This window comes from Ideonella margarita, assembly GCF_038066635.1.
Taxonomy (GTDB): domain Bacteria; phylum Pseudomonadota; class Gammaproteobacteria; order Burkholderiales; family Burkholderiaceae_C; genus Ideonella; species Ideonella margarita.
This window is the reverse complement of the sequence record NZ_JBBUTI010000012.1, coordinates 82,203-96,487: the sequence shown is the minus strand read 5'-3', so window position 1 is coordinate 96,487 and position 14,285 is coordinate 82,203. Positions and strand designations below refer to the sequence as shown.

Below are 14,285 nucleotides of genomic sequence, written 5' to 3'. Positions count from 1 at the left end.
TCTTTTCTCCTCAGCCGCCGAACATGGCCGGCAGGACCGGGATGGTGAGCTTCAGGCCCAGCACGAACGTCGCGTACGACAGGGCCGTCAGGATCACCGCATTGACCAGCGAGCCCTTCCAGCCGAATTCATCGCTGGCCAGGCTGGACAAGACCACCAGCACCGGCAGCGTGACCAGCAGGCCGGCGCGCGGCAGCAGGAAGCCGAACAGCACCACCGAGCCCAGGATGACCAGCAGCGGACGCCATGCAAAGGCACCCACCGGCTCGCCGTCTTCGGTTTCGATGGTCAGCGACTTGAACAGCACGAACGAGCCCAGGATGGCCAGCAGCACGCCCAGACCAAACGGGAAATAGCCCGGGCCCGGACGGGCAGACGAGCCAAAGCTGTATTCGGTGGAGCCCCACGCGAACGCGACGCCCACGGTGACGAACATCAGTCCGGACCAGAAGTCCTTCTGACTTTTGATTTTTTGCAAGGCTGTCTCCTTGGATTGAGGGTTGTGGCGGATTCTATGGAGCGCCCCTGCGGGTGCTCTGTGGTTTCCACGTAAGGCCGGGTTAACCCCGACCCTCCCTCCAACCAGGCTGTTCAGACAGCCGGCGCGCTCACGCAGTCGGGTCCCAGACCGGGGTGCTGCGCAGCACTTCTTCCAGCGTGGTGACGCCCTCACCCACCTTGGCCAGGCCGGCCATGCGCAGCGGCAGCAGGCCGTCCTGTGCGGCGGCACGGCGCAGCCGCGGGCTGTCGACCTGCGGGTGAATGGCAGCGCGGGCCGCTTCATTCACCAGCATCAACTCATACAAGGCCGCGCGGCCGCGGTAGCCGGTCTGGCGGCAGGCCGGGCAGCCCACAGCCTTGTAGGGGCGCGGCACCTGCGTGGGCTGCCAGGGTGCTGCCATTTCCGCCAGCGTGGCGGGGTCGAGCTCGGTATCAGGTTGCTTGCAACTGGGGCACAGCGTGCGGGCCAGGCGCTGGGCCAGCACGCCGATCACCGTGGCGCTGATGAGGTAGGGCGGCACGCCCAGGTCCACCAGGCGGGTGATGGCCGAGGGCGCGTCGTTCGTGTGCAGCGTGCTGAACACCAGGTGGCCGGTGAGCGCGGCCTGGATGGCCATCTCGGCGGTTTCCAGGTCGCGGATTTCGCCGACCATGATGATGTCCGGGTCCTGGCGCATCAGGGCGCGCAGGCCTTCGGCAAAACCGTAGTCGAGGGCCGTCTGAACCTGCGACTGATTGAAGGCCGGCTCGATCATCTCGATCGGGTCTTCCACAGTGCAGACGTTCACCTCTTCGGTGGCCAGCTTCTTCAGCGTCGAGTACAGCGTGGTGGTCTTGCCCGAGCCCGTCGGGCCGGTCACCAGGATGATGCCGTGGCTGTGGCTGATCAGCTCATTCCAGCGGCGGGCTTCGAGCGGCGCGAAGCCAAGCGCATCAAACGGCTTGTCAGCGGTGCCCGGATCGAAGATCCGCATCACCACCTTTTCACCAAAGGCGGTGGGCAGCGTGGACAGGCGCATTTCCACCTCGCTGCCACCGCCGGGTGAGCCGTCCGGCCGGCGGGTCTTGATGCGGCCGTCCTGCGGGCGACGGCGCTCGATCACGTCCATGCGGGCCAGCAGCTTGATGCGGGCCGTCATGGCCGCCATCACCGGCGCGGGCACCTGGTGCACCAGATGCAGCACGCCGTCGATGCGGAAGCGGATGGCGGCGGTGTCGCGGCGGGGTTCGAGGTGGATGTCGCTGGCGCGCTGCTCGAAGGCGTACTGCCAGAGCCAATCGACGATCTGCACCACGCCCTGGTCATTGGCGTCGAGGTTGTCCTTCGACTTCAGATCCACCAGCTGCTCGAACGTGTTGGTGCTGGCCGCCTCGTTCGACTTGCGGGCCACGCGCACGCTTTGCGCCAGCGTGTAGAACTCGGTGGTGTAGCGGGCGATCTCGTCGGGCGCGCACATCACCAGCCGGATCTTGCGGCGGGCATGGGCCTCGATGTCGGGCACCCAGTCCACATCAAAGGGCTCGCAGGTGGCCATGGTCACCTCGGTGGCCGTGACAGCCACCGGCAGCGCGCGGCGGCTTTCCGCGTAGGCCTGCGACATCACCTCCTGCACGCGGCTGGCATCCACCCGCAGCGGGTCGATCTTCAGCAACGGCAGCTGGCAGCGCTGGGCCAGCCAGGCGGTCAGGGCCTCCACCGTCAAGGCTTGGCCATTGCGTGCGTCCACCAGGCCCGCGCCACCCAGACGCATCAGCGGGTGCAGCGCCGAGGCCGAGGCGCCAAAGCGCCGGGCCAGCATGTCGGCCTCGCTGGCCGCCAGCGCGCCGTCATCACGCAGCCACTTGAGCAGGTGGCGCAGGTCCAGCTTGCCGCGCAGGGCTGCCACCGGCCTTGCGGTGGGCGCTGGGCCGGCAGGCGTTGCCGGCGGGGAGGCGGGGCGGGTGCTGCTCATGGGGGCGTCTTTCAGTCAACCAGCAGGGCCGGGTCCAGGGGGCGCACCATGCGCAGCCACTTGCGCGCCGGCAGGCCGAACTTGTCTTCGATGTGGGCGGCACGCTCGGTCAGCTCTTCGCGGCCGGGCACCTGCACATGGCGAGCCGCCACGATGACGGTGTTGCCTTCCTTGGTCGGGCGCAGGCTCCACACCTGGTCCAGACCAAACACCCGGGCGATGCGCGCTGCGCTGCGGCCGAAGCTGGACGCGCGGCCGAACAGGTTCACCGTCATCAGGCCGCCCTCATCCAGCACATCGCGGCAGGCGGCGTAGAAGTCTTCGTCGTCCAGCACCGGGGCGGCGGCGTCGTGGTCGTACAGATCGACGCTCAACACCTGGGCGCTGTGGCGATGGGCCCGGTCGGCCACCCAGGCGGCGGCGTCTTCGTTCACCACGCTGAGGCGGGCGTCATCATCAGGCAGACGGAACCACAGCCGGCAGGCGTTGATGACGGTCGGGTTCAGCTCGACCGCCGTGGTCTGCATGCGCAGCACCTTGTGGGTGAAGCGGGTGATGGCCGCTGCACCCAGCCCGAGCTGCACGGCATGGCCGTCGGTCACCTCGGCCTGCGGGCGCCAGAGCATCCAGGCCATCATGCGCTGGATGTATTCCAGCTCCAGCTCGTTGGGCTTCTTGATGCGCATGGCGCCTTGCACCCAGATGGAATCGAGGTGCAGGTAGCGCACGCCGTCGTACTCGGACATGGTGGCCCCCACCATCTCGCGGGCTTCGTTTTTCTTCTTGCTGGTGCTCATGCAGGGGGCTCAGGTTCGGGGCAGGAATTCAATGTTCAGATCAGGCCGCAAGCCGTGAAGGCCTCGCGCCAGGCCGCCAGTTTGCGCTCGAACGACCAGCTGGCATTGGCCGGGCTGGTGGAGGGCAGGACAAACAGCGGTACGCCGAAGGATGCCGTATGGCGCCGGCCGCGGGCCGATTCCCCGCCATTGTGGGCGATGCCGCACAAGCCGGGCAGCTGGTTTACAAGCGCGGACAAATCATTGAACTGCGGTGCACGAATGGCGCTGTCGAGGCTGCCTTCCCGCTCGCAGGCGGCGTAGGTGTCCCACAACCCAAGCCCGGCAGCCTGGGCCGCCGCCACGAGCTGCTCGTAGCTGAGTGCCTTGGCATCAAAACCCAGCAAGGCGCCGGCGATGGGCCAGAAGTGGTTGCGCGGGTGGCCGTAATACTGCTGCGCCTTCAGCGACGCCACACCGGGAAAGCTGCCCAGCACCAGCAGGCGGGTGTGCGGGCTGGCCACGGGCGGCAGGCCCACAAGACGCGGGCTGGGCAGCGTCATGCGGGGGTGTCCGCGTCCAGCAAGGCGCCCAGCCGCGGCAGCGCGGCCCGGCAATTGGCACTGGTGATGGCCGCCGTCTGCGCCAGGCTCCAGCCGCGCAGCTCGGCCAGGCTCTGGGCGATGCGCGGCAGCTCGAACGGTGCGTTGCGGCCGCTCACATCGCCCTGTTCGCGCTGCTCGGCGGTGCGGTACAGCCAGTGCGGCGGAATGTCGGGCGCGTCGGTTTCAAGCACCGGCACATGGTCGGGCAGACGCTGCGCCAGCTGCCGGATGTTGAGCGAGCGCTCGTAGGTGAGCGTGCCGCCGAAGCCAAGCTTGAAGCCCCGCGCCACGAAGGCATCGGCCTGCACATCGCTGCCATTGAAGGCATGGGCAATGCCGCCGGGCACCTCGATGCGGCGCAGGCCCTTCAGCAGGCCATCGGCCGAGCGCCGCACATGCAGGATCACCGGCAGGCCAAAGTCGCGCGCCAGCTTCAGCTGGGCCAGGTAGAAGCGTTCCTGCAGCGCACGGTCCAGGCCGGGCACGAAATGGTCGAGACCGATTTCACCGACGGCCACCAGGCGCGGGTCGTCGCGCCAGCGGGTCAGCGCATCACGCAGCCGGTCCAGGTCGTCGTCGGCGGCCTGGTGCACGTAAAGCGGGTGCAGCCCCAGCGCATAGGCCAGGCCCCAGCGGTGGGCCGCGTCATGCACTGCGTCGAAGTGCGCCGCGGCCACGGCGGGCAGCACCTGCATGTGCACGCCCACGGCGCGCGACTGCTGCACCACCGCGTCACGGTCGGCGTCAAACTCCGGCGCGTCGAGGTGGCAGTGGCTGTCGATCCACATGCGGGCTCAGCGCAGCAGCCGGCCGCGATCGAGGGTGACGGTGCGGCTGCAACGCGCGGCCAGGCTGGTGTCGTGGGTGACCAGCACGAAGGCGATGCCCCGGTCACGCGCCCGGCCGAGCATCAGCTCGAAGACCCGATCTGCGGTTTCGCGGTCGAGGTTGCCAGTGGGCTCGTCGGCCAGCACGCAGGCCGGCTGGCTGACCAGCGCCCGCGCCAGGGCCACGCGCTGGCGCTCACCGCCTGACAGCTCCGACGGCCGGTGCATCACGCGCGCACCCAGGCCCACCTCGGCCAGTGCGGCCTGCGCAGCCGCCTGCGCCTGGGCCACCGTTTGGCGACGGATGCGCAGCGGCATCGCCACGTTGTCCAGCGCCGTGAACTCCGGCAACAGGTGGTGGAACTGGTAGACGAAGCCCAGGTGCTGGTTGCGCCACACGCCCTGCTGCGCCGCACCCATGCTGCTGAAGTCCACGTCCATCAAGGCCACGTTGCCCTGGCTGGGCGTGTCCAGCCCGCCCAGCAGATGCAGCAGGGTCGACTTGCCGGAGCCCGACGCACCGACGATGGCCAGCGTCTCGCCGGCGCGCACCTGCAGGTCCACGCCCTGCAGCACGGCCACATCGAGCGGGCCTTCCTGGAAGCGCTTGTGCAGGCCGCGGGCCTCCAGCACCACCGGGGCGCTGTTGTGCAACGTCGACTCACTCATAACGCAGGGCCTCGGCGGGGTTCACGCGGCTGGCGCGCCAGCTGGGGTACAGGGTGGCCAGGAAGGCCAGCACCAGCGCGATCAGCGCGATGGGGACGATGTCACCGGCCTGCGGATCACTCGGCATGCGGCTGATGAGGTAGATGCTGCCCGGCAGGAAACTCACGCCCAGCAGGCGTTCGATGAAGGGCACGATGACGTCGACGTTGAACGCCACCAGCAGCCCCAGGCCCACGCCGCACAGCGTGCCGATGACACCCGCCGTGGCGCCCTGCACCACGAAGATCCGCATGATGGCCTGCGGGCTGGCGCCGAGGGTGCGCAGGATCGCGATGTCGGCGCGCTTGTCGGTCACGGTCATCACCAGCGTCGACACCAGGTTGAACGCTGCCACCGCCACGATCAGCGTGAGGATGATGGCCAGCATGCGCTTCTCGATCTGCACGGCGTCGTACCAGGCCGCGTTGGTGCGGGTCCAGTCGCGCACGGCCATGGTCGGGCCGAGCTTTTCAGCCAGGCGGTAGCCCACGGCGCGGGCCTGGTTCACGTCAACCAGGCGCAGCTGCACGCCCATCGGCCCGCCGGTGCGGTAGAGCCGCGCGGCGTCGTCGATGTGCACCAGGGCCAGCGCGCTGTCGTACTCGTAGTGACCAACGTTGAAGGTACCGGCCACGGTGAACTGCTTGAGGCGCGGGCTGATACCCGCTGGCGTGACCTGCCCGCCGGGCGTGACCACCGTGACGGCATCGCCCACCCGCACGCCCAGCGCTCGGGCCAGCTCGGAGCCCAGCACGATGCGCCACTGGCCGGGCTGGAGCTGGTCCAGCGTACCGTCGGCCTGCAGTTTGGCGGCCAGGTCGGTGAGACCGGCCTCGGCCGAAGGCAACACGCCGCGGATCATCACGCCGCGCATGTCTTCGCCACGCGCCAGCAGGCTCTGCACCGACACATAGGGTGCGGCGTGCTGCACGGCAGGGTCCTGGCCGGCGATGGTGGCCAAGGCCTGCCAATCGGCCAGCGGTGCGCCGCTGCTGTCGGCCAGCTCGATGTGGGCCACGGCAGAGAGCATGCGGTCGCGCACTTCCTTCTGGAAGCCGTTCATCACCGACAGCACGATGATGAGCGCCGCCACGCCCAGCGCGATGCCAATCACCGACACCAGCGAGATGAAGGAAATGAAGCCATTGCGGCGCCCGGCTCGTCCGGCCCGGGTGTAGCGCCAGCCAATCTGCCACTCGTAGGGCATGCTGAATCGAAAACTCATGGGCGGGATGCTACCAACTCGGGGGCCGCACACGGCCACGCAGGGCCAAGGGCGCCGGGCGCGCCCGATAATCGCCCCATGCACCTCGTGATCCCATTTGCCAACGCCACCTCCCCGGCTGCCGCCCACGCGCTGGGCACCTTGCAGTTGCCCGTGCTGGAACAACTGCTCGGGCACATGGCGGTGAGCCACAGCGATGAGGGCGACGACTACCTGCTCAGCCCGCCGCATGAGCGCGTGCTGGCCGCCCTGCAAAGCTGGCCCGCGGAAGACGGCCTGCTGCCGGTGGCCGCCGCGCTGGCCGCCGCCGATGGCTTGAAGCCGCAGGCCGGCGAAGGCTGGGCCCTGCTCAGCCCGACGCACTGGCATGTGGGCACCGAGCAGATCTCGTTGACCGACCCCGCCGGCCTGGGCCTGGACGACGACACCTCCCGGGCCTTGTTCACCGCCCTGCAACCCCTGTTTGAAGACCCCGACAGCGCCGCTGGCTGGCAACTGCACTGGGGCAGCGCCACGCGGTGGTACGCCTCGCACCCCAGCCTGGCGCAGCTGCCCAGCGCCTCGCTCGACCGCGTGGTGGGCCGCAACGTGGACCTCTGGCTGAACGACCACCCGGCCATGCGGCCCGAGCTGCGACCGCAGTTGCGCCTGCTGCGCCGCCTGCAGGCCGAGGCCCAGATGCTGCTGCACACCCATCCGGTGAATGAAGCCCGGGAAGCCGCCGGCCAGTTGCCGGTGAACTCGTTCTGGCTGAGTGGCACCGGGGCTGCCCTGAGCGCCGGCACCGCAGCCGCTGCGAAAAACACCACCGGCTTCACCCTGGACGACCGCCTGCGCGCGCCGGCCCTGGCCGAAGACTGGGCCGCCTGGGCCGAAGCCTGGGCCGCGCTGGACGCCGGCCCGCTGGCTGACTTGCTGGCCGCGCTGCAAGCCGGCGCTGCACCCGGCTCGGTGCAGCTCACGCTGTGTGGTGAGCGCCATGCGCGCACGCTGGCTGGCCAAGCCCTGCCGTGGTGGCGCAAGCTGCTGGGCGCAGGTCGCACCCCGGCCGCCGCCTGGCTGACGGCACTGTGACCGGGCCAGCCACGCCGAACGCCCTGCCCGCCCGACGCCCTTCGTTGCCACCCGCCTGCATTCCTCTGATCCTGCCGTGACCATCGCTCCCCAGCTGCTCCTCCGCGACGTGCCGCCGCGCACCGTTTTCACCCTGGAACAAGGCGGCGTGCACCCGCTGCTGGCCCGGCTGTTTGCCGCCCGCGGCGTGCGCAGCGTGGACGAACTGGACGACGGCCTGCAGCACCTGCTGCCGCCTTCGCAGATGAAGGGTTGCCTGGCCGCTGCCGTGCTGCTGGCCGACGCGGTGGCCGCCGGTGAGCGCATCTGCGTGGTGGCCGACTACGACTGCGACGGCGCCACCGCCTGCGCCGTGGCCCTGCTGGGCCTGGCGATGCTGGGCGCGCAGCCCGGCCAGGTGCACTACGTGGTGCCCGACCGCGCCGTGCATGGCTACGGCCTGACGCCCACCATCGTCGACCTGGCCGTGGCCCAGTGCCAGCCGCAGGTGCTGCTGACCGTGGACAACGGCATCGCCAGCCTCGACGGCGTGGCCCACGCCCGCCAGCTGGGTCTGCGCATGCTGGTGACCGACCACCATTTGCCCGCCGTGGTGGCCGGTGAGGTGGTGCTGCCCGACGCCGATGTGATCGTCAATCCGAACCAGCCGGGCTGCGACTTCCCGAGCAAATCGATGGCCGGCGTGGGCGTGATGTTCTATGTGCTGCTGGCCTTGCGTGCCGAGCAGCGCCAGCGCGGCTTGTATGACGCGGCCAGCCAGCCCCGGCTCGACGCCCTGCTCGACCTGGTGGCGCTCGGCACGGTGGCCGACGTGGTCAAGCTCGACGACAACAACCGCCGCCTGGTGGCCCAGGGCCTGCGCCGCATTCGCCAGGGCCGCATGCAGCCCGGCGTGGCCGCGCTGTTCAATGCGGCGGCACGCAAGCCGGCGCAGGCCAGCGCCTTCGATTTCGGCTTTGCGCTCGGCCCGCGCATCAACGCCGCCGGCCGCCTGTCGGACATGACGCTGGGCATCAGCTGCCTGACCACGTCTGACCACAGCCGCGCCGCCGAGCTGGCGCAGCAACTCGACGCCATCAACCGCGAACGTCGTGACGTGGAAGCCGGCATGCGCGAGCAGGCTGAAGTGCTGCTGGACAACCTGATGCCCGAAGGCGAGGCGCCGCCCGCCGTGGTGCTGTTCGACCCCGACTTCCACGAAGGCGTGGTGGGCATCGTGGCCGGCCGCATGAAGGACCGGCTGCACCGCCCCACCTTCGTCTTCGCCATCGGTGCGGATGGCTGGCTGAAGGGCTCAGGCCGATCGATCGCAGGGTTTCATCTGCGAGATGCGCTCGACCTGGTGACCAAGCGCCATCCGGGGCTGCTGAAGAAGTTTGGTGGCCACGCCATGGCCGCCGGCGCCACGCTGGCCGAAGAAGACATCGACACCTTCGACGCCGCCCTGCAGCAGGTGGCCCGCGAATGGCTGGACGCCGCCGCGCTGACGCGCACGGTGGCCACCGACGGCCCGCTGCCGCTGGAGTATTTCAACGCCGACACCGTGGCGCGGCTGGACGGCGTGGTGTGGGGCCAGGGCTTCCCGGCACCGGTGTTCTGCGACGACGTGGAAGTGGTGCAGCAGCGCCTGGTGGGTGAAAAGCACCTGAAGCTGCGGGTGCGCCACGGTGGCCAGCTGCGTGATGCGATCTGGTTCAACCACGTTGACCAGCTACCCAGCCGCACGCGCCTGGCCTACCGCCTGAGCGTGGACGAATTCCAGGGCCAGCAGCGCCTGCAGATGGTGGTGGAAGGCGCCGCCTGAAGCGCCCAGTCAGTGGGGATTCAGGCCAGCTTGAAGAAGCTCACCTCGCGGCTCATGCGCTCGGCCTGATCGGCCAGGGCGCCTGAGGCCGCGGCCGTCTGTTCCACCAAGGCAGCGTTCTGCTGAGTGGCCTTGTCGAGGTCGCGCACGGCTACGCTCACATCGCCCACGCCGGTGTTCTGCTGCTGGGCACTGGTGGAAATCTGGTTCATCAGCTCGACCACGCGGGTGGCATTGGCCACCACGGCCTGCATGATGTCGCCGGCGTTGCCCACCACGGCGCTGCCGCTTTCCACCTGTTCGATGCTGGCGTTGATCAGGGACTTGATCTCGCGGGCCGCAGTGGCCGAACGACCTGCCAAGGCACGCACCTCGGACGCCACCACGGCAAAGCCGCGGCCATGCTCGCCGGCACGGGCGGCTTCGACCGCCGCATTCAGGGCGAGGATGTTGGTCTGGAAGGCGATGCCGTCAATCACGCTGATGATTTCACCGATGCGGCTGGATGAGGTGCGGATGCCCTCCATCGTCTTGACGACTTCGGCGATCACCTGCCCGCCCTGCTCGGCGGCACGGGCGTTGTCATTCACGCTGGCCGTGGCCGCAGCCACGGTGGCCGTGGATTGGCGCACCAGTTCGGCGATCTGTTCCATGCTGGCGGTGGTCTGCTGCAGGCTGGCGGCCGATTCCTCGGTGCGCTGCGACAGGTCCATCGACGCCGAGGCAATCTCGCCGCTGGCCGTGTGCACATTGGCCGCACTGCCCAGCATGCTCTGCACCATCTTGCGCAGGCTCGTCTGCATGGTGCCCAGCGTCACCATCAGTTGGGCGGCTTCGTCGTTGCCCCAGGGGCGCGGCGCCGTGGTCAGGTTGCCATCGGTGATCTGTTGAAGATGCTCGGACACCTCGCTCAGGCCGCCCATCATCACGCGGTAGAACGCCAGCATCAGGTAGCAGGCAGCGGCCACGAAGAACACGGACATGCCCAGTTGCGCGGCGAACGTGTTCTGCAGGCGTTGCACGCGGGCGCTGAGCAGCCGCTCGAACTGCCGTGCACTTTCGGCGTCGTAGGCCGCCTGCATGCGAACCGCGGCATCACCGAGACGTGCATAGGCCTGTGCATCGCCGCTGGGCTCTTCGCCCATCAACTGCAACTTGATGGCCGCCGCAAAGGCCTCGGACGCCGCGTCGGTACCCTTCATGTCCAGCGTCGCCACGCTGGCCGGCAGGCGCTTTTCCAGCTCCTGGTAAGAGTTCTCCATGTCCTTGTCGAGCACGGCCTGCACCGCCTCGAATTCGACAAGCATGTCGCGCCGCTCAGGCGTTTCAGACTTGTCCTTCAGGATGAGTGTGCCCAGCGTATGCAGCTTGGCCGTGTTCTCTACCTGGAGCGGCCCGCGCAACACGCCCATCGACATCATGTGGTAGCTGTCGAGGTCGGGGTCCAGCGTCATGCCGGAGCCATCGGCCACTTCCCGCAGCAGGTCCAGCATCCTTTCGATGAGTTCGCTATGGGCCATGAAGGTCTGGGTCGAGCTACCAGCCAGCGGATTCTGGGCCAGTGCATCGTGAGCCTTTTGCATGGCGCCAAAGGTCTCGCCATCGTCCAGTTCCTTGCCCAGGCTCGCATGCAAGGCCGAGACAAGTTCGAACGCCTTCTTGTAGCTGGATTGAGCCGCGTCCAGATTGGGCTCGCCCAGGGTGGCGGCGTGTCGGCGTGCCTGTGCTTCCCGGATCAGGTTGATCAACGGACCGGAATAGCTGGCGCCTCGCTGTTCTGCCGCAGAAGCTTCAATCTGGTTGTTGGCGCCAGACCAGAGAAACCACAACATCGTGGCCAAGGGAATCAGGAAGGCCAGGCTGACCCAGGCTGCCTTCACCGGGAAGCTGAGTTTGCGAAACAGCCTCACGCCCGGCGCGAGCCAGCCGTGATACCTGAAGAATTCGCCGAATCCAGATCCCTGCTGCGCTGCACGCACCAGTACCGCGTTGTCCGAAGCCATTCCCGACACTCCAACTGAAACTTGTATTGATTCCGGAGGCTTGAGACCAGCGCAGTCCTGCGCAAGATCAAGACACCCAAAACCATGTTCGCTGGCGCGGGGATTTCTCGATTCGATGAAAAGGGCCGAATGAACGGCCATCTGTCCTATTTGGGCGACGAGGCAGGCGTGGCCGGCAGCAACAGCACATTGGCCTGGCCGCCAACGCAGTCGGTGGTCTGCCCGGGCTTGCAGGCCTCGGTGCCGAAGCGGGGAATGACCCGCGGATGGCCACCCGGCCGATAGATCAGCAGCAGCCAGAGCCCCACCACGGTGGCCACAGTCACGGCAACGATGGTCAGGCGCTGGCGGCGCGAAGTGGGGCGATAACGGTCGTCGGACATGGTCAGAAAGTTGAAGGCAGAGGGCTGGCGGGCAGCCAGATGGGCGTCAGGGCGCGCCATCCAAGGTGAACAGGTGTTGGCCCGCGTGGGTCGACCCGGGCACCACTATCGCATGGCGCCCATTTTCTTCTGCTGGCTACAGGCTCAATCGGCCCAGGCTACCTGCCGGGTGGCGCGGTGTCGGCCCTGGGCGATGCGCCGGGCGTTGGGCTCGTCGGTCTGCTCCACCCAGGCCAGCGCCTCGGCCCGGGTGCGGCCGAAACGCTCATGGCGAGCGACCAGGCGTTCACGCCGCAGGTCGTCGTTCACCACCACGTACCAGCTTTCATTCAGGTAGTCGGCCACGCGGGCCCACGGGCCGTCGTCCAGCAGCAGGTAGTTGCCCTCCACGATGAGCAGGGGCACCTCGGGCGGCACCGCAATGGCACCGGCCACCGGCTCTTCGAGCTCGCGGCGGTAGTCAGGCACGTACACCACCTCGCCCGGCACGGGCTGGCGCAGCCGCTGCAGCAGGGCCACGAAGCCCGCCGCATCAAAGGTGTCTGGCGCGCCCTTGCGTGAACGGCGGCCCAGATGATCGAGCACCGAGTTGGCCAGGTGAAAACCATCCATCGGCACCACCTGGCACAGCCCGGGGCGCGCCGCCAGCAAGGCCGCTGCGAGCGTGGACTTGCCTGCGCCCGGCGGGCCGATCAAGCCCAGCAGGCGACGGCCGGACTCCGGGATCAAGGCATCGAGGTGGGCCAGCAGTTCGGTGGGCAGGGCGGGCGTGGGATTGGACATGACAGAGCAGGCAACCGGGTGATGAGGCAGACGGGCTGGCGGCACGGCCAGGCAGAGCCGAGATGAATGCGCCCGATTGTGCGGCCCCGCGATATGCTGGCATCCACAACCTCATTACCGCGCCCAGACAAGCGCCGCCCCCACCATGAAGCTGCTCCGCCACGGCCCCAAGGGCCATGAACGCCCCGCCCTGCTGGATGCCGACGGCCAACTGCGTGACCTGGGCGCGCTGCTGCCCGACATCGGGCCGCACACGCTGAGCCCGGCGGGCCTGGCCGCGCTGCGGGCGCTGGATGTGTCGCAACTGCCGGTCATCCAGCAGCCCGGGCGCCTGGGCGTGCCGTGGTCGGGCTGCGGCAAGTTCATCTGCGTGGGCCTGAACTACGCCGACCATGCCGCAGAAGCCGGCATGCCCCTGCCGACCGAGCCCATCCTGTTCACCAAACACCTGAGCTGCATGGTGGGCGCCAACGACCCCGTGGTGCTGCCACAAGGCGCGCAGAAGGGCGACTGGGAAGTGGAGCTGGGCGTGGTGATGGGCAGCACCGCCCGCTACGTGAGCGAAGCAGACGCGCTGGACCATGTGGCCGGCTACTGCGTGGTAAACGACGTGTCCGAGCGCAGCTACCAGCTTGAGCGCGGCGGCACCTGGGACAAGGGCAAGGGCTGCGACACCTTCGGCCCCGTGGGCCCCTGGCTGGTGACGGCCGACGAAGTGCCGCAGCCGCAAAGCCTGGGCCTGTGGCTGGACCTGAACGGCCAGCTCATGCAGACCGGCAGCACCCAGACGATGGTGTTTGGCGTGGCGCAGCTGGTCAGCTACATCAGCCGCTTCACCACGCTGTACCCGGGCGACCTGATCGCCACCGGCACACCGCCCGGCGTGGGCATGGGCATCAAGCCAGCGCCGGTGTTTCTCAAACCCGGCGACGTGATGAAGCTGGGCATCACCGGCCTGGGGCAGCAGCGGCAGTGCGTGCATGCGTGGGATCCGGCTTGGATTGATGGGTGAAGCGACTGTTGAAGCAGCACGCCCCCCTTCGTGCGCTGGGATCGGGCTTGGTACTGGCTGGAGCAGTGGCTCACCCATGCGCCAGCGCCGACCCTGTGGAGGCTGTGCTGGCAACCTATTGCAATGTGCACACCGGCGAGTTTTTCATCAGCGCCGCTGGTGACGCGCCACCAGGTGACGCCAGCCGCTACTCCAAGCAAAGGGTGGATTGGGCATCGCTGCTGAAGGTGGGGCCCCGCAAGAATCAGTGGGGCGACCCGCTCAGGTCGGGCAGCCGGACCAAGGTGATGCGATGCGGACCCACATCGATATCCTTCTCCAGCGGCTTTCTCAATGCGAATCCCCAGGGTGAGCTGGGCGCGCTCGACTTCCCCGTGATCCAGGTTCGCAGGGCCAACAGAACGATCTTGCCGCACACGGCGCTTGAGCAGTGCTCCGTCAACTCAGCCAGGTACAGCCACTTGGGCGAGTGCAAGAGCAGCTGGGCGCAAAGCCTGGAGGGGCAGCTGGTCGGCGGCGTCTACCAAGTGAAGGTCACCCGCCAATACGAGGATGCGCAGTACAACAAGGTGCAACGAGTCGAAGTGCTTCGATAGGTTGGTGCCGACACGCCGAACATTCCTTGCCTTGTG

Annotated in this window: 14 protein-coding genes; 4 read left to right on the top strand and 10 right to left on the bottom strand. The window is 68.2% G+C overall.

Annotated elements, in window-relative coordinates:
- Positions 1-10 precede the first annotated feature (10 nt).
- From AACH00_RS16575 to AACH00_RS16545, 7 genes are all read right to left on the bottom strand, one after another.
- The gene (locus AACH00_RS16575) at positions 11-436 is read right to left on the bottom strand and encodes a tripartite tricarboxylate transporter TctB family protein (RefSeq protein ID WP_341400335.1); all 426 of its coding nucleotides are present in this window, start codon (positions 434-436) and stop codon (positions 11-13) included.
- 172 nt (positions 437-608) lie between these two features.
- Complete coding sequence (locus AACH00_RS16570) at positions 609-2,453, bottom strand: GspE/PulE family protein (protein WP_341400289.1); 1,845 nt, start codon at positions 2,451-2,453, stop codon at positions 609-611.
- 11 nt (positions 2,454-2,464) lie between these two features.
- Complete coding sequence (locus AACH00_RS16565) at positions 2,465-3,250, bottom strand: spermine/spermidine synthase domain-containing protein (RefSeq protein WP_341400288.1); 786 nt, start codon at positions 3,248-3,250, stop codon at positions 2,465-2,467.
- A gap of 35 nt (positions 3,251-3,285) precedes the next feature.
- The gene (locus tag AACH00_RS16560; protein WP_341400287.1) at positions 3,286-3,792 is read right to left on the bottom strand and encodes a DNA-deoxyinosine glycosylase; all 507 of its coding nucleotides are present in this window, start codon (positions 3,790-3,792) and stop codon (positions 3,286-3,288) included.
- Positions 3,789-4,622 (bottom strand): TatD family hydrolase, encoded by an 834-nt coding sequence (locus AACH00_RS16555; RefSeq protein ID WP_341400286.1) that lies wholly within the window; start codon positions 4,620-4,622, stop codon positions 3,789-3,791. The genes AACH00_RS16560 and AACH00_RS16555 overlap by 4 nt, the downstream gene beginning before the upstream one ends.
- Positions 4,623-4,628: 6 nt before the next feature.
- Positions 4,629-5,330 carry an ABC transporter ATP-binding protein gene (locus tag AACH00_RS16550; protein WP_341400285.1) on the bottom strand — a complete coding sequence of 234 codons (702 nt, stop codon included), beginning with the start codon at positions 5,328-5,330 and terminating at the stop codon, positions 4,629-4,631.
- On the bottom strand, positions 5,323-6,594 hold the full coding sequence (locus tag AACH00_RS16545; RefSeq protein ID WP_341400284.1) for a lipoprotein-releasing ABC transporter permease subunit: 1,272 nt from the start codon (positions 6,592-6,594) through the stop codon (positions 5,323-5,325). The genes AACH00_RS16550 and AACH00_RS16545 overlap by 8 nt, the downstream gene beginning before the upstream one ends.
- A gap of 78 nt (positions 6,595-6,672) precedes the next feature.
- On the opposite strand from AACH00_RS16545, the gene AACH00_RS16540 reads away from it, so the two are divergent.
- Together AACH00_RS16540 and recJ are read left to right on the top strand one after the other, a co-directional pair.
- A complete protein-coding gene (locus AACH00_RS16540; protein WP_341400283.1) occupies positions 6,673-7,668 on the top strand; it encodes a hypothetical protein in 996 nt (331 codons plus the stop codon).
- An 82-nt stretch (positions 7,669-7,750) separates the two neighbouring features.
- Positions 7,751-9,472: a single-stranded-DNA-specific exonuclease RecJ gene (gene recJ, locus AACH00_RS16535; protein ID WP_341400334.1), complete on the top strand. Its 1,722-nt coding sequence runs from the start codon at positions 7,751-7,753 to the stop codon at positions 9,470-9,472.
- A gap of 20 nt (positions 9,473-9,492) precedes the next feature.
- On the opposite strand, the gene AACH00_RS16530 is transcribed toward recJ, so the two are convergent.
- The 3 genes from AACH00_RS16530 to AACH00_RS16520 form a co-directional block, all read right to left on the bottom strand.
- Entirely contained in the window at positions 9,493-11,382 is a 1,890-nt protein-coding gene (locus AACH00_RS16530) for a methyl-accepting chemotaxis protein (RefSeq protein ID WP_341400282.1), read from the bottom strand.
- Positions 11,383-11,621: 239 nt separating this feature from the next.
- Entirely contained in the window at positions 11,622-11,918 is a 297-nt protein-coding gene (locus tag AACH00_RS16525; RefSeq protein ID WP_341400281.1) for a hypothetical protein, read from the bottom strand.
- Positions 11,919-12,002: 84 nt separating this feature from the next.
- Complete coding sequence (locus AACH00_RS16520; RefSeq protein WP_341400280.1) at positions 12,003-12,641, bottom strand: nucleoside/nucleotide kinase family protein; 639 nt, start codon at positions 12,639-12,641, stop codon at positions 12,003-12,005.
- 145 nt (positions 12,642-12,786) lie between these two features.
- Between AACH00_RS16520 and AACH00_RS16515 the strand changes: the two genes are divergently transcribed.
- Positions 12,787-13,653, top strand: coding sequence for a fumarylacetoacetate hydrolase family protein (locus AACH00_RS16515; RefSeq protein WP_341400279.1), 867 nt, complete (start codon positions 12,787-12,789; stop codon positions 13,651-13,653).
- Positions 13,650-14,249 carry a hypothetical protein gene (locus tag AACH00_RS16510; protein WP_341400278.1) on the top strand — a complete coding sequence of 200 codons (600 nt, stop codon included), beginning with the start codon at positions 13,650-13,652 and terminating at the stop codon, positions 14,247-14,249. The genes AACH00_RS16515 and AACH00_RS16510 overlap by 4 nt, the downstream gene beginning before the upstream one ends.
- The last annotated feature ends 36 nt before the right edge of the window (positions 14,250-14,285 follow it).